The following is a 21,464-nucleotide window of genomic DNA, read 5'->3' as shown; positions in this document are numbered from 1 at the left end:
GCTTTCGCACGCCCAAATCGTTACGTTACCAAAACAAATACGCTCGCATCAGCACGGCTCCCCATCGCCCCGCCCTGCCTCCCGCTCTCAATCTTGCCTAATCCCCCGTCATCCGCTACCTCACCGCCAACCGGCACCCCTGGAGGCCGGTTTTTTGTGTTTTCAAAGGAGCGACACATGGCCAATTTCGAGACCATCACGGCCGAGGATCGTGCGCGAGCCGGCAAGGGGGTGGCGCGGGCGACACGGCGAGCCGGCTTGGTGCCGGGCGTGATCTATGGCGCGAAGCAGGAACCCACCCTGATCGCGCTCGACCCCCGCATCGTCATGCGTGAACTCAAGCGCGGCGGCTGGCGCTCGCGCCTCTATGAAATCGAGACCGGAGCCGGCCGGACACGCGCCCTGATGCGCGACGTCCAGCTCCACCCGGTCACCGACCAGCCCGAACATATCGATTTCCAGCGACTCGCCGTCGGTGAACCGGTGCGCGTCGCCGTTGTGGTGAACTTCATCAATGAAGGTATCTCCGTCGGCATGAAGCGTGGCGGCGTGCTCAACGTCGTGCGTCACGCCGTCGAGGTATTGTGCGATCCGGACAACATCCCCGATCATTTCGACGCCGATCTCGGCCCGCTCGACATCAACGACAATATCCGCTGGCACGATCTGCTCGGCACCGAAAACGCCAAGCCAACCATTACCGACCGTGATTTCGTGGTCGCGACCGTTGCCGCCCCGACCGTGATCGCCGAAGCGGCGCCCGAGCCGGGCGCGGCATCGGCAGCCGCACCGGCCAAGGGTGGCAAGGGTGGTCCGGCCAAGGCCGCCGCCCCCGCCGCGAAGGCCGCACCGGCCAAGGCCGCCGCCAAGCCCGCCGCCAAGCCCGCCGCCAAGAAGTAACCCGCCGTGAAGCTGTGGGTCGGCCTCGGCAATCCCGAACCGGGAATGGCGCGGCACCGGCACAACATCGGCTTCATGGCGATCGACATCATCGCCGACCGCCACGGTTTCACCCCGTGGCGGCGGCGGTTTTCCGGCCTGGTCGCGGAAGGTGCCATCGGCGGCGAAAAAATCGTGGCCCTCAAACCGCTCACCTACATGAACGATTCCGGTCAATCCGTTCAACCCGCCGCCGCCTTCTACAAGCTCACTCCGGAGGCGATCACGGTGTTCCACGACGAACTCGACCTCGCCCCCGGCAAAATCCGGGTCAAACGCGGCGGTGGTGCCGCCGGCCATAACGGGTTGCGCAGCATGGACCAGCACCTCGGCACCCCGGATTACTGGCGCGTCCGCCTCGGCATCGGTCATCCCGGCGACAAATCCCGCGTCCACGGCTGGGTGCTCGGCAATTTCGCCAAAGGCGACGAGGACTGGCTGGTTCCCACACTTGAGGCCGTGTCCGACGCCGCTACCCTATTGGCCACGGACAAGACCGAGGCGTTCATGACCAAGGTTGCGCTTGAGACGAAAGGGGTGGGGTAAGGGTTCTTTTTTGTAAAAAAGAACCAAAAAACTTTTATTAATCTGGTGCGTAGCCGCTGACGGCCCCGTGCCTCAGAACCCGCGAAAAAAAGTTTTTTGCTTCTTTTTTACAAAAAAGAAGTCTTCTTCACTCACCTAACCTTAGGCAAAATCATGGGCTTCAACTGCGGCATCGTCGGCCTCCCCAACGTCGGCAAATCCACTCTGTTCAACGCCCTCACCGCCACTGTCGCGGCGCAGGCGGCGAATTATCCGTTCTGCACCATCGAGCCGAATATCGGCCGCGTCGCCGTGCCCGATCCGCGCATGGACGAGCTGGCCCGGATCGGCAAATCGGTCAGGACCGTGCCGACCAGCCTCGAATTCGTCGACATCGCCGGCCTGGTTCGCGGCGCGGCGAAAGGTGAGGGCCTCGGCAACCAGTTCCTCGCCAACATCCGCGAGGTCGATGCCATCGTTCACGTGCTGCGCTGCTTCGTCGATGACGATGTCACCCATGTCGAAGGCAGTATCGACCCGCTGCGCGATGCCGAAACCGTCGAAACCGAACTCATGCTCGCCGATCTGGACTCCCTGCTCAAACGCGTCCCCAACCTGCAGAAAAAAGCCCGCGGCAACGACCGCGCCGCCGCCGCCGAACTCGCCTTGGTCGAACCCATCCTCGCCGCGCTCGAAGCCGGCCAACCCGCCCGCACCGCGATCCCCAAGGGCGAGGAGGAGGCGGTCAAGCGCCTCAACCTGCTCACCGCCAAACCCGTCCTGTTCGTCTGCAATGTCGAAGAAGCCGCCGCCGCCACCGGCAACGCCCAATCCGCCCGCGTCGCCGCCATGGCCGCCGCCCAGGGGGCCAGATCCGTCGTCGTCTCCGCCGCCATCGAGGCCGAAGTCGCCCAACTGCCGCTCGCCGAACGCGCCGAATTCCTCGAAGGTCTCGGCCTGTCCGATTCCGGGCTCGATCGCGTCATCCGCGCCGGCTACGATCTGCTCGGCCTGATCACCTATTTCACCGTCGGCCCCAAGGAAACCCGCGCCTGGACCATCACCAGGGGCACCACCGCCCCCGCCGCCGCCGGCGTGATCCACGGCGATTTCGAGCGCGGCTTCATCGCCTGCGAAACCATCGCCTATCACGACTACATCGCCAACAACGGCGAAGCCGGCGCACGCGAGATTGGCAAGCTGCGCATCGAAGGACGCAATTATATCGTGCAGGATGGCGACGTCCTTCTGTTCCGCTTCAACGTCTGAGCCAGCGTCATGACCGCGACCCGCGTTGCGGTATTGCTGCCCTACCCGTTCGACCACACGTTCGACTACACGCTGCCGGCGGGTGACATCCCGGCACCGGGCACCATCGTCTCCATCCCGCTCGGCAAGCGCATGGTCCACGGCGTGGTCTGGGACACCCGGCCCGACGCCACGGTGCCGGATCACCGCCTCAAGCCGGTCGCCGCGATCATCGACATCCCACCCCTGCCCGCCACCTTGCGCCAGTTCATCGACTGGGTGGCGAACTACACCATGGCCCCGCGCGGCGAGGTGCTCGCCCTTGCGCTGAAATCGAATCTGCTGGACCGCCCGCCGGACCGCTTCGGCTGGGTCGCCGCACCCGCCCCGACCACCGCCCGGCGTCAGGCCGTGCTGAACGCAATCGCAACCCTCGACCGGCCCGACACCGCGACCCTCGCCGCTGCCGCCGGCGTCTCGCCATCCCTGATCCGCGCGATGGCCGATGCCGGGCTGCTGATCCCCGCCCGCCGCGACGCCGCCGCAGCGCGGCTCGACCCCGATGCCGCCCCACCGACACTCTCGCCTGAACAGGCGCGCGCCGCCGAAATCCTCCGCGCCGGCATCACCGCCAAGGCGTTCAGCGTCACCCTGCTCGAAGGCGTCACCGGCTCGGGCAAGACCGAGGTTTACTGCGAAGCCATCGCCGAGGCCCTCCGCCAGCACCGTCAGGCGCTGGTCCTGCTGCCGGAAATCGCGCTCTCCGCCCAATTCACCGCCCGCCTCGCCGCCCGGTTCGGAGCCATGCCGACGCTCTGGCATTCCAACCTCACCCCGGCCATCCGCCGCGCCAATTGGCACGATGTGGCCAATGGCACCGCCCAACTCGTGCTCGGCGCCCGCTCCGCCCTGTTCCTTCCCTTCACCGATCTCGGCGCCATCATCGTCGATGAAGAGCACGAAGCCGCCTACAAACAGGAAGACGGCGTGATCTACCACGCCCGCGACATGGCGGTGGTCCGCGCCCGCCTCTCGCAGGCCGGCTGCATCCTCGCCTCCGCCACCCCCAGCCTCGAATCCAGCATCAACGCCGAAGCCGGCCGCTACCGCCACATTATCCTCGCCGCCCGCCATGGCGGGGCCACCATGCCGCGCATCGAAACGCTCGACCTGCGCGCCACCCCACCCGCCCGCGGCAAATTTCTCGCCCCCCCGCTGATCGAGGCCCTCACCACCACGCTGGCCGGCGGCGGCCAGTCCATGCTGTTCCTCAACCGCCGCGGCTACGCCCCGCTCACCCTTTGCCGTGCCTGCGGCCATCGGCTGAACTGCCCCAACTGCACCGCCTGGCTGGTCGAACACCGCAGCCATACCAGCCTGCTCTGCCATCATTGCGGCCATACCGAGCGCGCGCCCACGATCTGCCCGTCCTGCCAGGCCGAACACAGTTTCGTCCCGATCGGCCCCGGCGTGGAACGCATCGCCGAGGAAGTCGCCGAACGCTTCCCCGACGCGCGCCGCATCGTGATGGCGAGCGATGTCATCACCAGCCCCGAGCAGACCGCAGCCGCCATCCGCGCCATCGTCGCGCATGAGATCGACATCATCATCGGCACCCAGATGATCGCGAAAGCCTGGCACTTCCCCGATCTGGTTCTGGTCGGCGTGGTCGATGCCGATCTCGGGCTTGCCGGCGGCGATCTGCGCGCCGGCGAACGCAGCGCCCAGCTGCTTCACCAGGTTGCCGGCCGCGCCGGTCGCGCGTCCCTGCCCGGCCGGGTTCTGTTGCAGAGCTACACGCCGGATCATCCGGTGATGCGCGCCCTGTGTTCGGGCGATCTCGCCGGATTTCGCGCCGCCGAGGCCGCCATCCGCGAACCCGGCCACTGGCCGCCGTTCGGCCGCCTCGCGGCGATCATCGTCAGCGCGATGGACGCGGGCCTCGCCGATCAGGCCGCGGCCGCCCTTGCCCGCACCGCACCACAGCGCGACATCATCGTGCTCGGTCCGGCGCCCGCGCCCTTTGCCATGCTGCGCGGCCGCCATCGCCGCCGCCTTCTGGTACGAGGCCCGCGCCGCGTCGCCCTGCAACCGATCCTGCGCGACTGGCTCGCCCGGACGGAGCTGCCCCGCGCCGCGCGGGTCGATATTGACATCGATCCTATCTCATTCTTGTGATTGCATATGTTGCGTGCGCGGGGGGGCTATGCTAGTGCGCCCTCATCACGTTCATCGACCGTGGCGGTTGGTGAAAGCGTGAGCGGGTAAACGCGCCCATGTTCATCCGATGGATGTCGTGTTCGGGTCGATCTGGGATAGAAACGTCATAATGAACCGAGAGCAGGGTCACATCTGTGTCGTCCACCATAGCTGCATCGTCGACGCCCGAACGGGCCTCAGGTTTGTCCGCGCGATATGCGCGCGCGTTGTATGATCTGGCCGACGAGCGCAAGCAACTCGATCAGATCGTTTCGGAGATGGCCGCGCTCGGCGCTCTGATCGGCGACTCCAAAGACTTGCAGCGACTGATCGCAAGCCGCGGCATCGATGCCGCCGAGGGTACGCGGGCGATGGAGGCGGTGCTGGCCGCTCAGGGGTTTTCCGATCTGGTGCGCCATTTCATCAGCGTCGCCATCGCCAATCGACGGCTGCATGATCTGCCGGATCTGATTGCCGGATTCGCCGCCTATGTCGCGCAGAAGCGCGGCATCATGACCGCGGACGTGGCGTCCGCCCATCCGCTCACCGATACCCAGCGCGCCCAACTCGCCGCCCGCCTCGCCGAGGCGGGTTACGGGCGGGTGACGATCCGTGAATCGATCGATGCGACATTGCTCGGCGGACTGATCGTGAAAATCGGTTCGAAACTCTACGACACAAGCCTGAAATCGCGCCTGCAACGGCTGCGCCATGTAATGAAGGGAGCCGCCTGATATGGAAATCCGCCCCGCTGAAATCTCCGAGATCCTGAAAAAGCAGATCGCGAGTTTCGACACCGAAACCGATGTCGCTGAAACCGGACAGGTCCTGTCCGTCGGCGACGGCATCGCCCGCGTCTTCGGCCTCGCCAATGTGATGGCCGGCGAGATGGTCGAATTCCCGAACGCCGGCGTCAAGGGCATGGCGCTCAACCTCGAAAACGATAATGTCGGCATCGTGATTTTCGGTGAGGATCGCGCAATTCGCGAGGGCGACACCGTCATCCGCACCGGCGAGATCGTCGATGTGCCGGTCGGCAAGGGTCTGCTCGGCCGCGTCGTTGATGCGCTCGGCAACCCGATCGACGGCAAAGGCCCGATCGTGACGACCGAACGCCGCCGCGTCGAGGTCAAAGCCCCCGGCATCATGCCGCGCCAGTCGGTGTTCGAACCGATGCAAACCGGCATTAAATCGATCGACGCCCTGGTCCCGATTGGACGCGGTCAGCGCGAATTGATCATCGGCGATCGTCAGACCGGCAAGACCGCCGTCATCATCGACACGATATTGAACCAGAAGCCGCTCAACGCGCAGGACGACGAGAACAAGAAACTCTACTGCATCTATGTCGCGATCGGCCAGAAGCGCTCCACCGTCGCCCAGCTCGTCCGCACCCTCGAGGAAAACGGCGCGATGGAATATTCCATCGTGGTCGCCGCCACCGCCTCCGAGCCGGCGCCGATGCAGTTTCTCGCCCCCTATACCGGCTGCGCGATGGGCGAATATTTCCGCGACAATGCCATGCATGCGCTCATCGTGTATGACGATCTGTCGAAACAGGCCGTCGCCTATCGTCAGATGTCGTTGCTGCTGCGCCGTCCGCCGGGGCGCGAGGCGTATCCGGGCGATGTGTTCTATCTGCACTCGCGCCTGCTCGAACGGGCCGCGAAAATGTCCGCCGAATTCGGCGGTGGCAGCCTCACCGCGCTGCCGATCATCGAGACCCAGGCCGGCGACATCGGCGGTTATATTCCGACCAATGTGATCTCGATCACCGATGGCCAGATTTTCCTTGAAACCGAATTGTTTTTCAAGGGCATCCGGCCCGCCGTCAATGTCGGGGCCTCGGTTTCGCGCGTCGGCTCGGCCGCCCAGATCAAGGCGATGAAGCAGGTCGCCGGCAAGATCAAGCTCGAACTCGCGCAGTACCGCGAGATGGCGGCCTTCGCGCAATTCGCCTCCGACCTCGATGCCGCGACCCAGAAAATGCTCGCCCGCGGCGCGCGGTTGACCGAGTTGTTGAAGCAGCCGCAGTATCATCCGCTGCCCGTCGAGGAGCAGGTGGTGTCGATTTTCGTGGGGACCCGCGGCTATCTCGACGACATCGCGATCGGCCGGATCGGTGATTTCGAGGCTCAGCTGCTGTCCGAACTCAAGGCCCAGGCTCCGGAAATCATGAACGCGATCCGCGACGATCGTGAGATCAAAAAAGATACCGAGGCCAAGCTGATCGACTTCATCAAATCCTTCACCAACAGCTTCGCGTGATCGGCGGAATCTTCCCATGCCCAGCCTGAAATCGCTTCGCAACCGAATCGCCTCGGTCAAATCGACCCAGAAGATCACCAAGGCGATGAAAATGGTCGCCGCCGCCAAGCTGCGCCGCGCCCAGAGCCAGGCCGAGTCGGCGCAGCCCTATGCGACGCGGATGGCGGCGATGATGGCGGCGCTCGCGCAGGGGGCGGCGGATAATCCGAACGCGCCGAAACTGCTGGTCGGCACCGGTTCGACCCAGCGCCACCTGATCGTCGTGGTGACCGCCGATCGCGGCCTCGCCGGTCCGTTCAATGCCTCGATCAGCCGCGCGGCGAAGGCCAAGGCGCGGGCGTTGATCGCCGAGGGCAAATCGGTGCGGATTTTCGCGGTCGGGCGCAAGGGGCGTGACAGTTTCCGGCGCGACATGGCCGATATCATGATGGGCGATGTCAATTTCGTTGGCAAAAAAGCGGTTGAATTCAAGGATGCCGAGGCCATCGCCGCACGGATCATCGCGGCCTTCGATGCCGGCGACTTCGATGTGTGCACATTGATGTTCAACCGCTTCGTCTCGATCATGGTGCAGACCGTCGCGGAAACGCCGCTGATCCCGGCGGCGGGCGGCCCGGCGAACGACAATCATCGCGCCGAGAGCGGACGGGATCAGGTGCCCTCGGCGAGCGCCGATTATGAGATCGAACCCGACGACGGCTCGCTGCTCGAGCGACTGCTGCCGCGCAATCTGGCGGTTCAGATCTACCGCGCCCTGCTCGAAAGCAGCGCCGGGTTCTACGCCAGCCAGATGACCGCGATGGACGGGGCGACCCGCAATGCCGGGGATATGATCAACCGCCTGACCATGAACTATAACCGTACCCGTCAGGCCAATATTACACGCGAATTGATCGAGATCATCTCCGGCGCCGAAGCGCTGTGAGTTTGGGTTAGGAAAGCAGAATCATGGCAAGCAACAACACCGGCCGCATCACCCAGATCATGGGTCCCGTGATCGACGTGCAGTTCGAAGGCGAGCTCCCCTTCATTCTCAACGCGCTTGAAACCAAGGTCGGCGATCGCCGCCTGGTGCTCGAGGTGGCGCAGGAAATCGGGGAACGCACGGTTCGCTGCATCGCGATGGATAGTACCGACGGGTTGGCCCGCGGCGCCGAGGTCACCGACACGGGTAATGCCATCGCCGTTCCGGTCGGGCCGGAAGTGCTCGGGCGCATCCTGAACGTGATCGGCGAGCCGATCGATGAGCGCGGCCCGATCGGCGAGGCGAAGACGATGCCGATCCATCGCGACGCGCCGAGTTTCGAGGAGCAGGCGACCTCATCGGAAATCCTGGTCACCGGCATCAAGGTGATCGATCTGCTCGCCCCCTACCTGAAGGGCGGCAAGATCGGGTTGTTCGGCGGCGCCGGCGTCGGCAAGACCGTGCTGATCCAGGAACTGATCAACAACATCGCCAAGGGTCACGGCGGCGTCTCGGTGTTCGCCGGTGTCGGCGAGCGCACCCGCGAAGGCAACGACCTCTATCATGAAATGATCGATGCCGGCGTCATCAAGCTCGGCGAGAACACCACCGCAGGCTCCAAGGTGGCGCTGGTCTATGGCCAGATGAACGAGCCGCCGGGCGCGCGCATGCGCGTGGGTCTTTCGGGGCTGACCATGGCTGAATATTTCCGCGACGAGGAAGGGCAGGACGTGCTGTTCTTCGTCGATAACATTTTCCGCTTTACCCAGGCCGGCGCCGAAGTTTCGGCGTTGCTCGGCCGCATCCCCTCCGCCGTCGGCTATCAGCCGACGCTGGCGACCGACATGGGCGCGCTGCAGGAGCGCATCACCTCGACCAAGAAGGGCTCGATTACCTCGGTCCAGGCGATTTACGTCCCCGCCGACGATTTGACCGATCCCGCCCCCGCCGCTTCCTTCGCGCATCTCGACGCCACCACAACACTCAACCGCGCCATCTCGGAAAAAGGTATCTACCCGGCGGTCGATCCGCTCGACTCCACCTCACGCGCGCTCGACCCGCGCATCGTCGGCGACGAGCATTACAATACCGCCCGCGAAGTGCAGCGCATTCTGCAAAGCTACAAATCGCTACAGGACATCATCGCGATTCTGGGCATGGACGAGTTGTCCGAGGACGATAAAGTCACCGTCGCCCGCGCCCGTAAACTCGAACGCTTCCTCTCGCAGCCGTTCCACGTCGCCGAGGTTTTCACCGGCTCGCCGGGCCTGTTCGTCGCGGTCGAAGACACCGTGCGCAGCTTCAAGGCGATTTGTGCCGGCGAATACGATCATCTGCCGGAATCCGCCTTCTACATGGTCGGCACCATCGAGGACGCGGTAAAGAAAGCCGAGTCCCTGAACGCCACGGTGTGATCCAATGACCATCGCGCTCGAAATCATCAGCCCGGAACGCCTGCTGCTCGCGCGGCAGGTTTCCATGGTGGTCATTCCCGGCACCGAAGGCGACCTCGGCATCCTGCCCGACCATGCGAAGCTGATCACCTCGCTGCGTGGCGGCATGATCGACATCTATGAGGACGACGAGATCATCGATCGCTTCTTCGTCTCGGGCGGCTTTGCCGAGGTTACCGGCGAGCGCTGCACTGTGCTCGCCGACCAGATCATGAAACTCTCGGAAATCAACCCCGATGAAGCCGCCCGTCAGCTGGCGCAGGCCGAGACCGATTATCGGGATGTCGATGAAAGCGATGGCGTCGCCTGGCGCCGGGCCTCCGATCAATTGATCACCGCCCAGGCAAGGGTCGACGCGCTGGCACCCGAACATCGGTGATCCCCCGCCGACATCGGTGATTTGAGACATGGATACAAGAAAGGCCAGGGCATGCCACCCTGGCCTTTCTTGTCTCCGAGGCGCGGTGTGACCGCGCCGGGTGATGATCCTTCGGGTTCAGAAATGAACACCGACCGATGCGGCGTTGCGATAGATCATGTAAATCGCGACGACGAACACGAGACCCGCGAAGATGCGGTTGAGCGCGGCGCGGCGTGGTGCCAGGGCAACGGCGAGGCGGGTACCGATCAGGCCGCCGATGATGCCGCCGAGGATGAACTCGATCGCGACCCGCCAGTCGACCAGACCAGAGATCGAGTAGTTGACGGCCGTGGTGAGGCCGAAGGTGCCGACCGAGAGCAGGGATGAGCCAATCGCGAAGATCATTGGCATGCCGGTCGAGAACAGCAGGCCGGGCACGATCAGGAAACCGCCGCCGATGCCGAAAAATCCCGAGAGGGCGCCGACGACGAGGGCGGCAAGACAGACCAGCACGATCGATTTCGGGGTCAGATGTTCGGGTTCGTGCGACTTGGCGAGCTGGGCTGCGGTGGGCGCCTTGCGTCGCAGCATCAGGATGCCGACCACGATCATCAACACCGCGAACAGGAAGATCAGCTTCTTGCCATCCACGATCTTGCCGAGGCTCGACCCGGCCATGGCGCCGGCGATGCCGAGGATCGCAAAGATGATCGCGCTGCGCCAGCGCACATTGCCCCGGCGGGCGTGGCCGGCGAAATTGGCGAAGGCATTGGCGGAGACCGCAAGCGCCCCGGTGCCGATCGCTTCATGGGGTTTCAATCCGACGACATAGAGCATCAGAGGGGTTGCCAGAATTGAGCCGCCGCCACCGATCAGGCCGAGAACAAAACCGACGGTGCTGCCGGAAATCACCGCCAGTATCAATTCAATCATCGTGACACTCCAACAAAAGCCAATTTAACCCAAAACGACGCGCTGAAGGATTTTCAGTGCGTCGTTTCAGTATTTTATTCAGCCCATCGAATATTCATCTTGCGATGACAAATCAATAGACTAGGCGGTTAGTTCAATGATTGATATGACGATCAGGAGATCACGAATTCGTTTGTTATACAAAATCCGATCACATTTTGTGCAGGAAGCCGATGCCAACGGCGTTTTCCAGCAGCGAGACGGTGTCGGTACCGCCGCCGGGAAGCACGCTGGTCGGGCCGGAGACGGTGTTGTTGAACGCGTGCTGATAGGTGAGCGTGATGTCGTTCTGCGGGCTGAGATGATAGGTCAGGCCGCCGGCAAGCTCGTTCTGCACCACGCCGGGGGCGAGGATGTTGAAAGTGACGTTTGCGGGCGTCACCGGGTTGCCGGAGTGGGTGAAGCCGAGGCGGAGGGTGAAGTTGGGGTTGATTTTGTCAGCCACGCCGAATTTGAAGACGTTGATATTCTGCCAGCCGAATCCGGGACCATTGCCGGAACCGAGCGCTGCCCGGTTGGAGCTGGAATTGCCGATCGCGGGGACGGCACTGTAGAGGATACGCTCGAAATCGGCCGCAAACAGCAGGGTTGGAATCGGGCGATAGCCGATGCCGACCGAAAAACTGGCCGGCACGTTGAAGGCGCCACTGCCGGCGAACAATCCCGCATATTTCTTGAACTGTTCCATATCCGCCTGTGGCGAATAGGTGCCGCCGAGCGAGACCTGCGGTGAGAGTTGCCAGAAGAAGCCGATCTTGACGCCGATGCCGAATGAGCCATCGCCGCCACGGTTGGTCACGGCGCCCGGATTGCTTGAAACCTGCTCGAAGGGCTGAATCCCTTCAGCCGAGAAGACCTGATAGACCAGTTGTGGTGATACCGCGACCGCGAAATTCGGCGTCAGCTTGTAGGACAGCGAGGGCGCGACGATGAGCTGTTCGAGATTGACGCCGAGATGTCCGGGTCCGCACAGCATATTGCCCGGCGCGAGCTTACCGGTTTGCGGATTCGGGCAGGAGATGGCGGAGCCGGGATAATCGGTGTTCAACCCGCCGTTGCCATAAATCGTGATCCCGAAGGCCAGACGCTGGTTGATCGGGGCGTTGAAGCCCATTTCGGGGATCAGGAAGTTGTCATCCTTGCTGGTGGATGACCCGTTCAACCCGTAGAGATTGCCCGTGCGGCTGGCGCTGCGGCTCGGATCGAAATAGGTGCCGCCGATCGAGAAACTTTCACCGGAGAACGAAATGCTCGCCGGGTTGTTGGCCCCGCCCATGGCACCCGTAGCTTCGCCATCCGACGCGCCGCCCATGGCGATGACCTTCTGGCCATAGCCGGTCTGGAAATATCCCGCCGTCGCCCAACCGGCCGACGGAGTGGCCAACAGAGTCGCAATTGTAACGCAAGTGATCTTGATTGTCCGCATCGTTAACTCCCCGTTCTTAATTTACGAAACTCGATACGGAACTTTGAAACTCCGCTCTTTGTGATGCCGGGGTTAGCCCATGGTGCTTATATAAATCAAGTTGAATATATCGAATCCCGACGATTAATCGCATTGTTGCCCGTCAGCCACCCTTGGCGCTGGGTTCTCAGGCGCGTGAGCGGGGTATCTATTACATTTTTAGAATATGTGTATATGTATCGACACATAACCATCGTGCCTGAGTCAATGGACGCCCTGAAATTATAGGATGAAGGAGGAAACCAGGATGCTCGATTCCACCAGCAATCGGACCGACGATGCCGCACGCGCGGCGGCGGCTTTCTACGAGGTTCTGATCATCGGCGGTGGCTCCGCCGGATTGACGGTCGCGGCGATGCTGCGTGGCAAGATCCAGGGACGAATGGCCATCGTCGATCCGACCGACACCAACGCCTACCAGCCGGGCTGGACGTTGGTGGGGGGCGGGGTGTTCACGCTGGAGCAGACCATCAAGCCGGAAGCGGCGCTCATTCCCCGGGGGGTCGAGTGGGTCAAGCAGGCAGCGGCGCGTTTCGATCCGGAGCATGACCGGGTCGGCCTGGCCGACGGCACGATGCTCGGCTATCGGTTCCTCATCGTGTGTCCCGGCTTGCAACTCGACTGGGACAGGGTGGATGGCCTGGCCGAGGCGATCGGCTCCGGTGGCGTGTGCAGCAATTATCGCGGCGATCTCGCTGCCTACACCTGGGCGTGCATCAAATCGTTCAAGGGCGGCAAGATGATCTTCACCCAGCCGCCGAGCCCGATCAAATGCGCGGGCGCGCCACAGAAAATCGCCTATCTCGCCGCCGACCATCTGCGCCGGACCGGCACGCGCGGGAGCGCCGATATCGCGTTCTGCACGGCACTGCCCGGGCTGTTCGGCGTGCAGTCCTTCGTGCCGCCGCTGAAGGCGGCGATGAAGCGTCATGGTATCGAGGAAAATTATCGGACCAATCTGACCGCGATCGACGGCAAGGCCAAGAAGGCGATCTTCACCGTGACCGCCGCCGATGAGACGACGCGCGAGGTGGTGCGCGACTACGACATGATCCATGTGACGCCGCCGCAAAGCGCGCCGGATTTTCTCAAGGGCAGCCCGATCGCGGATGCGACCGGGTTTGTCGATGTCGACAAGCACAGCATGCAGCATGTTCGCTATCCCAATATTTTCTCGCTCGGCGATGCCGCCAACAGCCCGAACAGCAAAACGCTGGCGGCCCTGCGCATCCAGGCGCCGGTGGTGGTGCAGAACCTCATCGCGGCAATGAAGTCCGAGGTCGGCACCGCCCAGTATGACGGCTACGGATCATGCCCGCTGACCACCGATTACGGCCGGATCGTGCTCGCGGAATTCACCTATGGCGGCAAGGTGACGCCGAGTTTTCCGCTCGACCCGCGGGTGCCGCGCTATTCGTCGTGGCGGCTGAAAAAAGACTTCCTGCCGTTTTTGTACTGGCAGGTGATGCTGCGGGGCATCGACGTCAAAATCGCGCATAAGGAGCGGGTTTTTGCCGACGTCGTCTGACGCCGGGCGAATCCCATGGTATATCGCCTGATCGTGATCGATCGCCACGCGAGATCGGATTGATCGGCGGGGGTCGCTTGGTCATGACAGACAAAGCATCCTAACAACCCTGTGGTAGGAGTTTCCAAGAATGAACTTCGTTTCAGTGCGGTGGGTGCTGGCCGCCGTGGCCATTGCCGCGATCGCAAGCGCCGATGCCGCAACGCCGCCGCAGATTGCTTCCTGTGCGGCCTGTCACGGCGCCGCCGGACTCGGCAACGCGGCCGATGGCATTCCTGCCCTTGCGGGGCTGACGCCAATCTATCTGAGCCGGCAGCTGCATAGTTTCAAAACCGGCACACGCTACAATGCGATCATGGCCGAGATCGCGGCCCCGCTGACCGCCGCCGACCGCGCCGCGATTGCGGCTTATTATGCGGCCCTGCCGGTGCCGGCAGAGAAGGAGCCGACACCGCTGCCCGGCGGGTCGGGCGCCACTCTGGCGATGAACGGTGACTGGGGGCATCAATTGACCGGGGTGCCGTCCTGCAACTCGTGCCACGGCCCCTATGGTGTTGGGGTCGGGGCAGCATTTCCGCGCCTGGCGGGGCAGCCGAAAGCGTATCTGGCGGCGCAGCTGGTCGATTGGCAGAAGGGTAGCCGCAAAAATGATCCGCTGCATATGATGCGCAATGTCGCCAGCGAGATGAGCGCCGCGCAGATCGACGCGGTCGCCGGCTATTATGCCGCCTTGTCGGCCAACCCGACCGATCTGCCCAAGCCGGGCGACGCGAAAGGAGCGCCGTGATGCGTTATTCCATCATGTCCCTCGGCCTCATCGGCACGATCGCCATGGCACAGGCCGCGCCGGCCCCTGCCAAACCGATCGCCTTCACGCCACCGCCGGATACCGCGATGCCGGGCAAGCAATTCGGCGCCGAAGTGAAGCTGGGCGAGAATATTTTCCGCCATACCACGGTCTATGCCCATGGCATCATCGGCAACGCGCTCAATTGCAGCAATTGCCATCTGGATGCCGGGCGGCTGGCCGGTTCGGCGCCGATGTGGGCGGCCTATACCGCGTATCCGGCCTATCGAACGAAGAACAAGAAGGTGAATAATTTCGGCATGCGGCTGCAGGGCTGCTTCCGGTTCAGCGAAAATGGCAAGGTGCCGGCGCTCGGCAGTCAGACCATCATTGCGCTCGAAGCCTATTCCTACTGGCTGGCGACCGGCGCTCCGACCGGCGCTGTCCTCGCGGGGCGCGGCTACCCCAAGCTCGCCGCCCCGCCCAAGCCGGCGACCTACGCCGCCGGTCTGGCGGTTTACAAGGCCAAGTGCTCGATCTGCCACGGCGCTGACGGGCAAGGTCAGTACTCCCATGATCAAACCGTGTTTCCGGCGCTCTGGGGGAACCAGTCGTTCAATTGGGGCGCGGGCATGGGCAGCATCAAGAACGCCGCCGAATTTGTTCATGCCAATATGCCCTATGGCGCTGTCGGCACGCTGAGCGTGCAGCAGGCCTGGGATGTTGCCACCTATATCGACAGCCAGGACCGTCCGCAGGACCCGCGGTTTCTCGGCACGGTCGCGGCGACGCGCGCGAAGTTCCACAACAATAAATTTTCGATGTACGGCGAAACCGTCAATGGGCAGGTGCTCGGCGCCACGAAATAGCCGGATCGTCTGTAGTTCACCGCAAAACCGGCATCATGCCGGCGGCGCATCATAGAGGAGCGACACAATGACCGACAGTATCGACCAACCGGAACAGGATCACCGTAATTTCAGCCGCCGCACGACTCTCGCGATGCCAGCGGCCGGCATCGGCCTCGCCGCGATTGGCGCCGCCCTGTCGCCGATCGGCGTTGCCGAGGCCGCGATGTCGATGGGTAGTTCGTTCATTCCAGCGAATGCGACCAAGATGAAGGCCCTGGCCGACGCGCTGGCCAAGGCGCCGCGCCGGCGCAATTTCAAGACCGTGCCGATGATCCTGACCAATTCCGATGAGTACGACAGCGAGGCGTTGCACCTGCTGCTCACCTATTCCGGCGGACCGAAGCAGGTATGGGACAACACGGTTCTGGCGAGCCCCTGGCTCAACCTGATGCGCAATTCGATGAACGCGCAGATCTGGTCGTTTAAGCATCCGGATTTCATCGCGGTGTCGGCCACCCATGGCAGCGCTCATATGGCGTTGTACGACGCGTATATTTGGGACAAGTATTTCACCAAATTCACTGGCGGCAAGATCAAATCCAACACCTGGCTTGAAACCCCGCCGGCGGCGAAGGCCAACCCGGCCGACTACAATAATCCGATGGGGGTGTTCTCGCCGGCCGACAACAGCATCGCTGTGTTGCAGCGCCGCGGCGTGGTATTCTGTGCCTGCCACAACGAGGTGTGGGAGCTCACGATGGGCATGATGAAAAAAGGCATCAACCCGGACAAGCTCTCCCATCCGGCGATGGCGGCGGAATTCACCAATCACCTCATCCCCGGAGCGGTGCTCACGCCCGGCGTGGTCGGCACCCTGCCGGAATTGCAGCTCGCGGGCTATCAATACGCCAAGTAAGCGACCTTCGTTCCCGATCCTCCCCGGCCCCTGTGGCCGGGGTTTTTGATACCGCCCAAGGAATCGACCCATCATGAAACGCACATTATCCGCATGGTCCGGCATCGCCGCGATCGCCACGATCGCCGGTCTGACAATGGCCGCGCATGCCGCCGACACGCCGTCTTCGTGGCCGATGTATGCCCTGCAACCTGGCCATAACGCGATGCTGGCCTCGGCCTTTCCCGGTGTCACCTGGACTTATCAGGTGCCCGGTGCGGCTGACGCACGCAAAGCGGTCAAGAACAACACGATCATCCGCGATCTGGTCGGGTTCCCGATCGGCGTCGCCGTGGTCGATGGATCGGTGTATGCGCCGAACGACAATGGCTATCTCTACAAACTCGACGCCAAAACCGGCAAGCTGCAGTGGTCGTTCAACGCCTATAACCAGTTGATGACCACACCGGTCGTCGCCGATGCGGGTGGTAAGCAGTTGGTGTTCATCGGCGCCGGGAATTCGGTGTTCGCGTTCAGCCACGCCAAGAAATTCGGCACCAAGGGCGCCGCCGTGATCCGTGGCACCGATGTTTCGGCAATCGACGCGGTCGATGCCGCGACCGGTCAATTGGTATGGTCGTTCCCGACCAAGGGCGAGGACATGCCGACCGCAGTGTTCGATCATGGGATGCTGCTGTTCGGCAATGGCGATGGTCATGTTTATGCGCTCGATGCCGCGACCGGCGCACTCAAATGGAAGACGCCGATCAAATCCTTTGTCAGCATGTCATCGGCCAGTTTCGACCCCAAACAAAATATCGTCATCATGGGCGGCACGCATCCGAGCAACATCTACGCCCTCGATGCCGCGACCGGGAAACGGGTGTGGACGGTGCATCCGAAGAATATTTTTTCGAGCAGCGGCGGTGATGGCACCTGGGCGGTGGTTGGTCATGAAACGATTGGCCAGATCGAAACCCGCACCAAGGCGCAGACCGCGACATCCGGCTCTGAGGAAATCGCGATCGATATCGCCAGCGGCAAAATCCTGTGGTCGAAAACCCTCGGGACCGGCAAGACCCCGCCCCGTAACAAGGATGCCGTTCCCGCGATTGCTGGCGACGTCGTTTATACCGGAAGTCCGGTGACCCATGACGAATATGCGATCGACGCAAAATCAGGCAAAATTATCTGGTCGACACCGTTGAAGGTCGGGATGAAGGCGGCGCCGACCATTGTCGGCCATTATGTGATCCAGCCGACCGGTTCAGGCGAGATCGTCACGCTCGACAAGGCGACCGGCAAGGTGCTGCATGTCTATAACCAGAAGCAGGGTGGCTACGGCCCGCAGAACGGTGTTGCGGTCGGTGGCACCTATTTCATCGGCACCAATGACGGGTTCATGCAGGCGATACCGCTGACGATGCTGGACGCCAAGCCCTGATCCACGCCCTGGAGCGGCCGGCCGTTATCATGGCCGCCCGCTTCAGGGACGAACCAGGATATAACCCTTTGTCACCAGCTCCATAATGCGCGGAATGCCGTAAGCCACTGGAATCGCGTGTGGATTGAGCTTCGGCGCATGGCCGGTGCGGCGTTTGATCGTGTCGATCGTGTTCATGCAGACGTCGAACTCGACGCCCTGGGCCACAAGACTGTCCACCGCCTGACGCAGTGGGGAATTGGCGTAGAGGATCTGAACGCCGGGGCCAAAGGCGACCACGACGATCGAAACGGTGTCTGGGTAGTCTTTGAGGACGGAGTTGGCCCCGCTGATGATTGCCTTCTGCTTCTCCATCGAATCGTCCGAGAGTTGCAGCACCAGCTTATGGGTCGCGAACGGGTTGCTCGCTGCGCGTGCGATACGTGTGCTGGCAAGGCCGCCAAACGGCAGCCCCGCCAATGCTATTCCGGTTAGAAACCGCCGAGTGACCATTAGGCCGGTTCTAGACCAGGATTCCCTTCGACGCCAATCAATTTCACCTGGTTTGGTTTGGTGACCTTGATGGTCTTTTTGCGCTTGAGATTGGTCGCCACCACTTCCCAAACCGGCTTGCCCGTCTGGGGCAGCGAGACCGAGGCCCAGCTGACGGTCTTATAGGTCTTGTTGGGTTCAACCGGCTTGCCGTTCGGCAGGGTCATTTCCGAGATACGGTGGCCGATCAGTTTGCGCGGGGCGCAGGCGTAGTTCATGCCACCAACCCTGATCATGTCGCCACCCTGTTCGTAATACGGGTTGCGGTTGAACAGATTATCGCAGACATCCTCCATCATCGACTTGATCGCGGCGCCGGTCATCATCTGGGTGTAGGCCATCGGGTAGGTGATGGCGGTTTCGGTCAACAGGTCGCCCATGGTGAATTCGCTGCCGGGCAGGAAGGAATTGCCCCAACGGAAGCCGGGCGAGAAGGCGATTTCGGCGTCCATCTCTTCCATGCAGGAATCCATGATCACCTGATCGACCGAGCCGTAGAAATTATTGCGACGATAGAGCAGGGTATCGACGTCGGCGATTTTTTCGTCGAGCATCTTCTGGTATGGCGCGTAGCCCTTGGTGATCTCGGCGGCGACGGCGGCGTCCGGCTTGATCATGTCGGTGTAGATCGGCAGCAATTTGTAGTGCAGATCCTTGAGCTTGCCCTTGGCGAGTTCAAGATCGAGCACGCCGATAAACTTGCCGGCGGTGCCGGCGTTGGTCACGATCGTTTTGCCGCTCGCGTTCTTGATGATGACCGGAACCGGTACGGCGTCATGGGTGTGGCCACCGAGGATGATGTCGATGCCCGTGACGTTGGCGGCCATTTTAAGATCGACCTCCATCCCGTTGTGCGAGAGCACCAGCACGGTATCGACCTTCTTGACGGTACGCAGATGATCGACGACCTTCTGCATGTTGTCCGGTCGGATGCCGAAGCGCCAGTCGGGCACGAAGCGGCGGGGATGGGCGATCGGCACATAGGGGAAGGCCTGGCCGATGATTGCGACCTGATAGCCACCGAGTTCACGAATGATATAGGGTTCGAACACCGAACCGGTTTTCTGATCGAACGCGGGCGCGCCCATCATGCCGGCTTCCGCGGAGAGAAACACATTCTGGGCGATGAATTTGCCGTTCAGCGCCTTGATGATCTTTTCGATGCCGTCCTGGCCATAGGTGAATTCCCAATGGCCGGTCATCGCGTCGATGCCGAGCATATTGCCGAGCGCAACCATGTTGAGCCCGCCGGACATGTTGGCCGGACCGGTGCCCTGACAGAGATCGCCGCCGTCGACAAGGAGGGAGCGTCCGTTACCGGCGCCGGCGCGCAATTTGTCGATCACCGGTTTCAGGTAGGCGAAACCGCCAAGCTTGCCGTAACGATGCGCGAGCGCCTCGAAATCGAGGAAGGTAAAGGCGTGGGCATCGCGCGTGCCGGTGTGCATGCCATAATGTTTGAGGAAATTATGACCGACGAAATGCGGCGGTTGGCCATCCATCGAGCCGACGCCGATATTCTGGTTCGGTTCGCGAAATTGGACCGGAAGGGCATTGGCATGGGTGTCGGTTTCGTGAATAATCCGAACGTCCCCTTGCATCGGCACATCGTAGGGGTCGGTGGCGGAAAAGGCGAAGCGTGGCATTAACGCCGTGCTTGCCGCCGCGGTGAGTACCGCGCGTCGTGTCGCTTTCATGGCAATCCTTTCCTCAAGTCGGGGCGCGGCAGCGCCGGACCGGCAGAAGCCAGCCCGGCATGGAGCGCTATTTCGGCACTTCGTTCTGCCAGAGTTTCTTTTGCGCCTTGGACTGGTTGATCGAGAGTTTGGCCAGCGTGTCGGCGCGATCGGCCTTCTTCACCGCGGTGCTGTAGTCACCCTTGGCATCGGCGGCTTTGGCGGCTTTGAAATCGGCGACGGTTTCGAGCCACTGATTGTCATAGGAGGCAGCGGTCTTCATGGTCGCCGCCGCAGTGGAAATCGCTTTCGCGGCATCGGCTTTTGATGCCGTTGCGGCCTGGGCTGAAGCCCCGGCGAGAAACACGGCGGGAATAAACAGGGACAGGGCCAGATTTTTCATCTTCACGATCCTCATGGCCGTGATCCAGGGCCGGCGACCGGCAAGCCGTTGCTCATGGTGGTCAAGAAATAGGCGAGGTCGGCGTAAACCGGCGAGTTCGGCTTCAACGGGGCCCCTTTGACCTTTTCATTGCAGCCAATGAAGCGGCGCACCAGCGTGCCCATATCGCCCCATTTCGACCGATAGAGCGGGAACGAGGCGGTCATACCCAACGCCGGCGCCAGAAGATCACCGCGCAGATGCATTCCGGCGGCCTGGAGATGGCAGCTGGCACAGGAGAAATTCAACTGTCCCCGCCGCGAATAGAAATATTCCTTCCCCACCGTATAGGCGGCGAGCGCGGCCTTGGTGTGCGGCACGACGACATCAATCGGTTTGCCATCCGAGGTCGAGGTCATGTAGGCGTCAATATCGGCGAGCGGCCCTTTGGTCAGCTTCAGCGGCTTGAGGCCGTTTTCGACCCGGCACTGATTGATCGCGAGGCCGATCGTCATGACCTTGCCGGTCTTTTCATCGAACATCGGATAGTTCTGCGCAATGCCGATGCCCCCGTTGGGAAAGCAGGAGGCGTAGGTTTTACCATCGGGGAATTTGGTGTTGAACAAGGTCTTGCCGTTATCGACCGCAAAGGAATACGGCGGAAATTCAAGAATTTGCTTCCACTGTTTGCGCAACGAGGCACTGAAATTATACGATCCGTTGACGTAATCCTTCAGCGGCAGCTTCGGAAAACGCTGCTGATAATAGGCTTGAAAGGCCTTGGTATCGGCAGATGGATCGGGCTGCGTGGCGGCAGCGGCGATGACGGTCGAGGCCGCCAGCGACGCTGTAATAGCCAAGCCCAGAAGCGGAAATTTCATGAATTCATCCTCCCCGATGAATGAGACGCCGTCGATCGTTTCGTTGCGGCTGGAACGACGGTGACGCAGCGTTTCCGTCGAACCAAGCGGTTGA

The 21,464-nt window shown here is 62.3% G+C and carries 20 protein-coding genes; 14 read left to right on the top strand and 6 right to left on the bottom strand.

The genetic code is table 11. From position 1 onward, the window contains the following. The first annotated feature begins 177 nt into the window (after positions 1-177). The 9 genes from ACP5E6_RS04750 (at position 178) to atpC (ending at position 9,976) form a co-directional block, all read left to right on the top strand. Positions 178-900 carry a 50S ribosomal protein L25/general stress protein Ctc gene (locus tag ACP5E6_RS04750; RefSeq protein WP_427952330.1) on the top strand — a complete coding sequence of 241 codons (723 nt, stop codon included), beginning with the start codon at positions 178-180 and terminating at the stop codon, positions 898-900. A gap of 6 nt (positions 901-906) precedes the next feature. Then, complete coding sequence (gene pth, locus ACP5E6_RS04745) at positions 907-1,485, top strand: aminoacyl-tRNA hydrolase (protein ID WP_427952328.1); 579 nt, start codon at positions 907-909, stop codon at positions 1,483-1,485. A 153-nt stretch (positions 1,486-1,638) separates the two neighbouring features. Then, the gene (ychF, locus tag ACP5E6_RS04740) at positions 1,639-2,733 is read left to right on the top strand and encodes a redox-regulated ATPase YchF (protein ID WP_427952326.1); all 1,095 of its coding nucleotides are present in this window, start codon (positions 1,639-1,641) and stop codon (positions 2,731-2,733) included. Positions 2,734-2,742: 9 nt separating this feature from the next. Beyond that, positions 2,743-4,890 carry a primosomal protein N' gene (locus tag ACP5E6_RS04735; protein ID WP_427952324.1) on the top strand — a complete coding sequence of 716 codons (2,148 nt, stop codon included), beginning with the start codon at positions 2,743-2,745 and terminating at the stop codon, positions 4,888-4,890. 176 nt (positions 4,891-5,066) lie between these two features. Next, on the top strand, positions 5,067-5,645 hold the full coding sequence (locus ACP5E6_RS04730) for a F0F1 ATP synthase subunit delta (protein ID WP_427952322.1): 579 nt from the start codon (positions 5,067-5,069) through the stop codon (positions 5,643-5,645). A gap of 1 nt (position 5,646) precedes the next feature. Continuing rightward, a complete protein-coding gene (atpA, locus tag ACP5E6_RS04725) occupies positions 5,647-7,179 on the top strand; it encodes a F0F1 ATP synthase subunit alpha (RefSeq protein ID WP_427952320.1) in 1,533 nt (510 codons plus the stop codon). 16 nt (positions 7,180-7,195) lie between these two features. Continuing rightward, positions 7,196-8,104 (top strand): F0F1 ATP synthase subunit gamma, encoded by a 909-nt coding sequence (locus ACP5E6_RS04720; RefSeq protein ID WP_427952318.1) that lies wholly within the window; start codon positions 7,196-7,198, stop codon positions 8,102-8,104. 23 nt (positions 8,105-8,127) lie between these two features. After that, entirely contained in the window at positions 8,128-9,558 is a 1,431-nt protein-coding gene (atpD, locus tag ACP5E6_RS04715; RefSeq protein ID WP_427952316.1) for a F0F1 ATP synthase subunit beta, read from the top strand. Between the two features lie 4 nt (positions 9,559-9,562). Continuing rightward, positions 9,563-9,976, top strand: coding sequence for an ATP synthase F1 subunit epsilon (gene atpC, locus ACP5E6_RS04710; RefSeq protein WP_427952314.1), 414 nt, complete (start codon positions 9,563-9,565; stop codon positions 9,974-9,976). Positions 9,977-10,093: 117 nt separating this feature from the next. Here atpC and ACP5E6_RS04705 read toward each other — a convergent pair whose 3' ends face one another. Both ACP5E6_RS04705 and ACP5E6_RS04700 read right to left on the bottom strand, forming a co-directional pair. Then, positions 10,094-10,891, bottom strand: coding sequence for a sulfite exporter TauE/SafE family protein (locus ACP5E6_RS04705; RefSeq protein ID WP_427952312.1), 798 nt, complete (start codon positions 10,889-10,891; stop codon positions 10,094-10,096). A gap of 190 nt (positions 10,892-11,081) precedes the next feature. After that, a complete protein-coding gene (locus tag ACP5E6_RS04700) occupies positions 11,082-12,314 on the bottom strand; it encodes an OmpP1/FadL family transporter (protein WP_427952310.1) in 1,233 nt (410 codons plus the stop codon). Positions 12,315-12,642: 328 nt separating this feature from the next. On the opposite strand from ACP5E6_RS04700, the gene ACP5E6_RS04695 reads away from it, so the two are divergent. The 5 genes from ACP5E6_RS04695 (at position 12,643) to ACP5E6_RS04675 (ending at position 17,900) form a co-directional block, all read left to right on the top strand. After that, positions 12,643-13,923: an NAD(P)/FAD-dependent oxidoreductase gene (locus ACP5E6_RS04695; protein WP_427952308.1), complete on the top strand. Its 1,281-nt coding sequence runs from the start codon at positions 12,643-12,645 to the stop codon at positions 13,921-13,923. Positions 13,924-14,053: 130 nt separating this feature from the next. After that, positions 14,054-14,710, top strand: a complete 657-nt coding sequence (locus tag ACP5E6_RS04690; protein ID WP_427952306.1) for a c-type cytochrome — start codon at positions 14,054-14,056, stop codon at positions 14,708-14,710. Further along, the gene (locus ACP5E6_RS04685; protein WP_427952304.1) at positions 14,710-15,579 is read left to right on the top strand and encodes a c-type cytochrome; all 870 of its coding nucleotides are present in this window, start codon (positions 14,710-14,712) and stop codon (positions 15,577-15,579) included. Before ACP5E6_RS04690 ends, ACP5E6_RS04685 begins: the two co-directional genes overlap by 1 nt. Positions 15,580-15,646: 67 nt before the next feature. Next, a complete protein-coding gene (locus tag ACP5E6_RS04680; RefSeq protein WP_427952302.1) occupies positions 15,647-16,477 on the top strand; it encodes a transcriptional initiation protein Tat in 831 nt (276 codons plus the stop codon). 73 nt (positions 16,478-16,550) lie between these two features. Then, positions 16,551-17,900, top strand: coding sequence for a PQQ-binding-like beta-propeller repeat protein (locus tag ACP5E6_RS04675; RefSeq protein ID WP_427952300.1), 1,350 nt, complete (start codon positions 16,551-16,553; stop codon positions 17,898-17,900). A gap of 42 nt (positions 17,901-17,942) precedes the next feature. Here ACP5E6_RS04675 and ACP5E6_RS04670 read toward each other — a convergent pair whose 3' ends face one another. The 4 genes from ACP5E6_RS04670 to soxA all read right to left on the bottom strand — a co-directional run bounded on the left by ACP5E6_RS04670 (position 17,943) and on the right by soxA (position 21,370). Further along, positions 17,943-18,359 (bottom strand): hypothetical protein, encoded by a 417-nt coding sequence (locus ACP5E6_RS04670; RefSeq protein WP_427952298.1) that lies wholly within the window; start codon positions 18,357-18,359, stop codon positions 17,943-17,945. Positions 18,360-18,391: 32 nt separating this feature from the next. Then, on the bottom strand, positions 18,392-20,128 hold the full coding sequence (gene soxB, locus ACP5E6_RS04665; RefSeq protein WP_427952296.1) for a thiosulfohydrolase SoxB: 1,737 nt from the start codon (positions 20,126-20,128) through the stop codon (positions 18,392-18,394). Between the two features lie 67 nt (positions 20,129-20,195). Then, the gene (locus tag ACP5E6_RS04660) at positions 20,196-20,510 is read right to left on the bottom strand and encodes a hypothetical protein (protein ID WP_427952294.1); all 315 of its coding nucleotides are present in this window, start codon (positions 20,508-20,510) and stop codon (positions 20,196-20,198) included. Between the two features lie 11 nt (positions 20,511-20,521). Continuing rightward, complete coding sequence (soxA, locus tag ACP5E6_RS04655; protein WP_427952292.1) at positions 20,522-21,370, bottom strand: sulfur oxidation c-type cytochrome SoxA; 849 nt, start codon at positions 21,368-21,370, stop codon at positions 20,522-20,524. Positions 21,371-21,464: the final 94 nt, after the last annotated feature.

Source organism: Acidiphilium sp. (assembly GCF_049977125.1).
Lineage (GTDB): Bacteria > Pseudomonadota > Alphaproteobacteria > Acetobacterales > Acetobacteraceae > Acidiphilium.
The sequence above is the reverse complement of the archived record's forward strand: the minus strand, read 5'-3'. Positions and strand labels throughout refer to the sequence as shown.

Bases quoted from the DNA above. Each gene is read 5' to 3' on its own strand.
- ACP5E6_RS04750 (WP_427952330.1), top strand. From the start codon at position 178: ATGGCCAATTTCGAGACCATCACGGCCGAGGATCGTGCGCGAGCCGGC.
- ychF (WP_427952326.1), top strand. From the start codon at position 1,639: ATGGGCTTCAACTGCGGCATCGTCGGCCTCCCCAACGTCGGCAAATCC.
- ACP5E6_RS04735 (WP_427952324.1), top strand. From the start codon at position 2,743: ATGACCGCGACCCGCGTTGCGGTATTGCTGCCCTACCCGTTCGACCAC.
- atpA (WP_427952320.1), top strand. From the start codon at position 5,647: ATGGAAATCCGCCCCGCTGAAATCTCCGAGATCCTGAAAAAGCAGATC.
- ACP5E6_RS04720 (WP_427952318.1), top strand. From the start codon at position 7,196: ATGCCCAGCCTGAAATCGCTTCGCAACCGAATCGCCTCGGTCAAATCG.
- atpD (WP_427952316.1), top strand. From the start codon at position 8,128: ATGGCAAGCAACAACACCGGCCGCATCACCCAGATCATGGGTCCCGTG.
- atpC (WP_427952314.1), top strand. From the start codon at position 9,563: ATGACCATCGCGCTCGAAATCATCAGCCCGGAACGCCTGCTGCTCGCG.
- ACP5E6_RS04705 (WP_427952312.1), bottom strand. From the start codon at position 10,891: ATGATTGAATTGATACTGGCGGTGATTTCCGGCAGCACCGTCGGTTTT.
- ACP5E6_RS04695 (WP_427952308.1), top strand. From the start codon at position 12,643: ATGCTCGATTCCACCAGCAATCGGACCGACGATGCCGCACGCGCGGCG.
- ACP5E6_RS04690 (WP_427952306.1), top strand. From the start codon at position 14,054: ATGAACTTCGTTTCAGTGCGGTGGGTGCTGGCCGCCGTGGCCATTGCC.
- ACP5E6_RS04685 (WP_427952304.1), top strand. From the start codon at position 14,710: ATGCGTTATTCCATCATGTCCCTCGGCCTCATCGGCACGATCGCCATG.
- ACP5E6_RS04680 (WP_427952302.1), top strand. From the start codon at position 15,647: ATGACCGACAGTATCGACCAACCGGAACAGGATCACCGTAATTTCAGC.
- ACP5E6_RS04675 (WP_427952300.1), top strand. From the start codon at position 16,551: ATGAAACGCACATTATCCGCATGGTCCGGCATCGCCGCGATCGCCACG.
- soxB (WP_427952296.1), bottom strand. From the start codon at position 20,128: ATGAAAGCGACACGACGCGCGGTACTCACCGCGGCGGCAAGCACGGCG.
- ACP5E6_RS04660 (WP_427952294.1), bottom strand. From the start codon at position 20,510: ATGAAAAATCTGGCCCTGTCCCTGTTTATTCCCGCCGTGTTTCTCGCC.
- soxA (WP_427952292.1), bottom strand. From the start codon at position 21,370: ATGAAATTTCCGCTTCTGGGCTTGGCTATTACAGCGTCGCTGGCGGCC.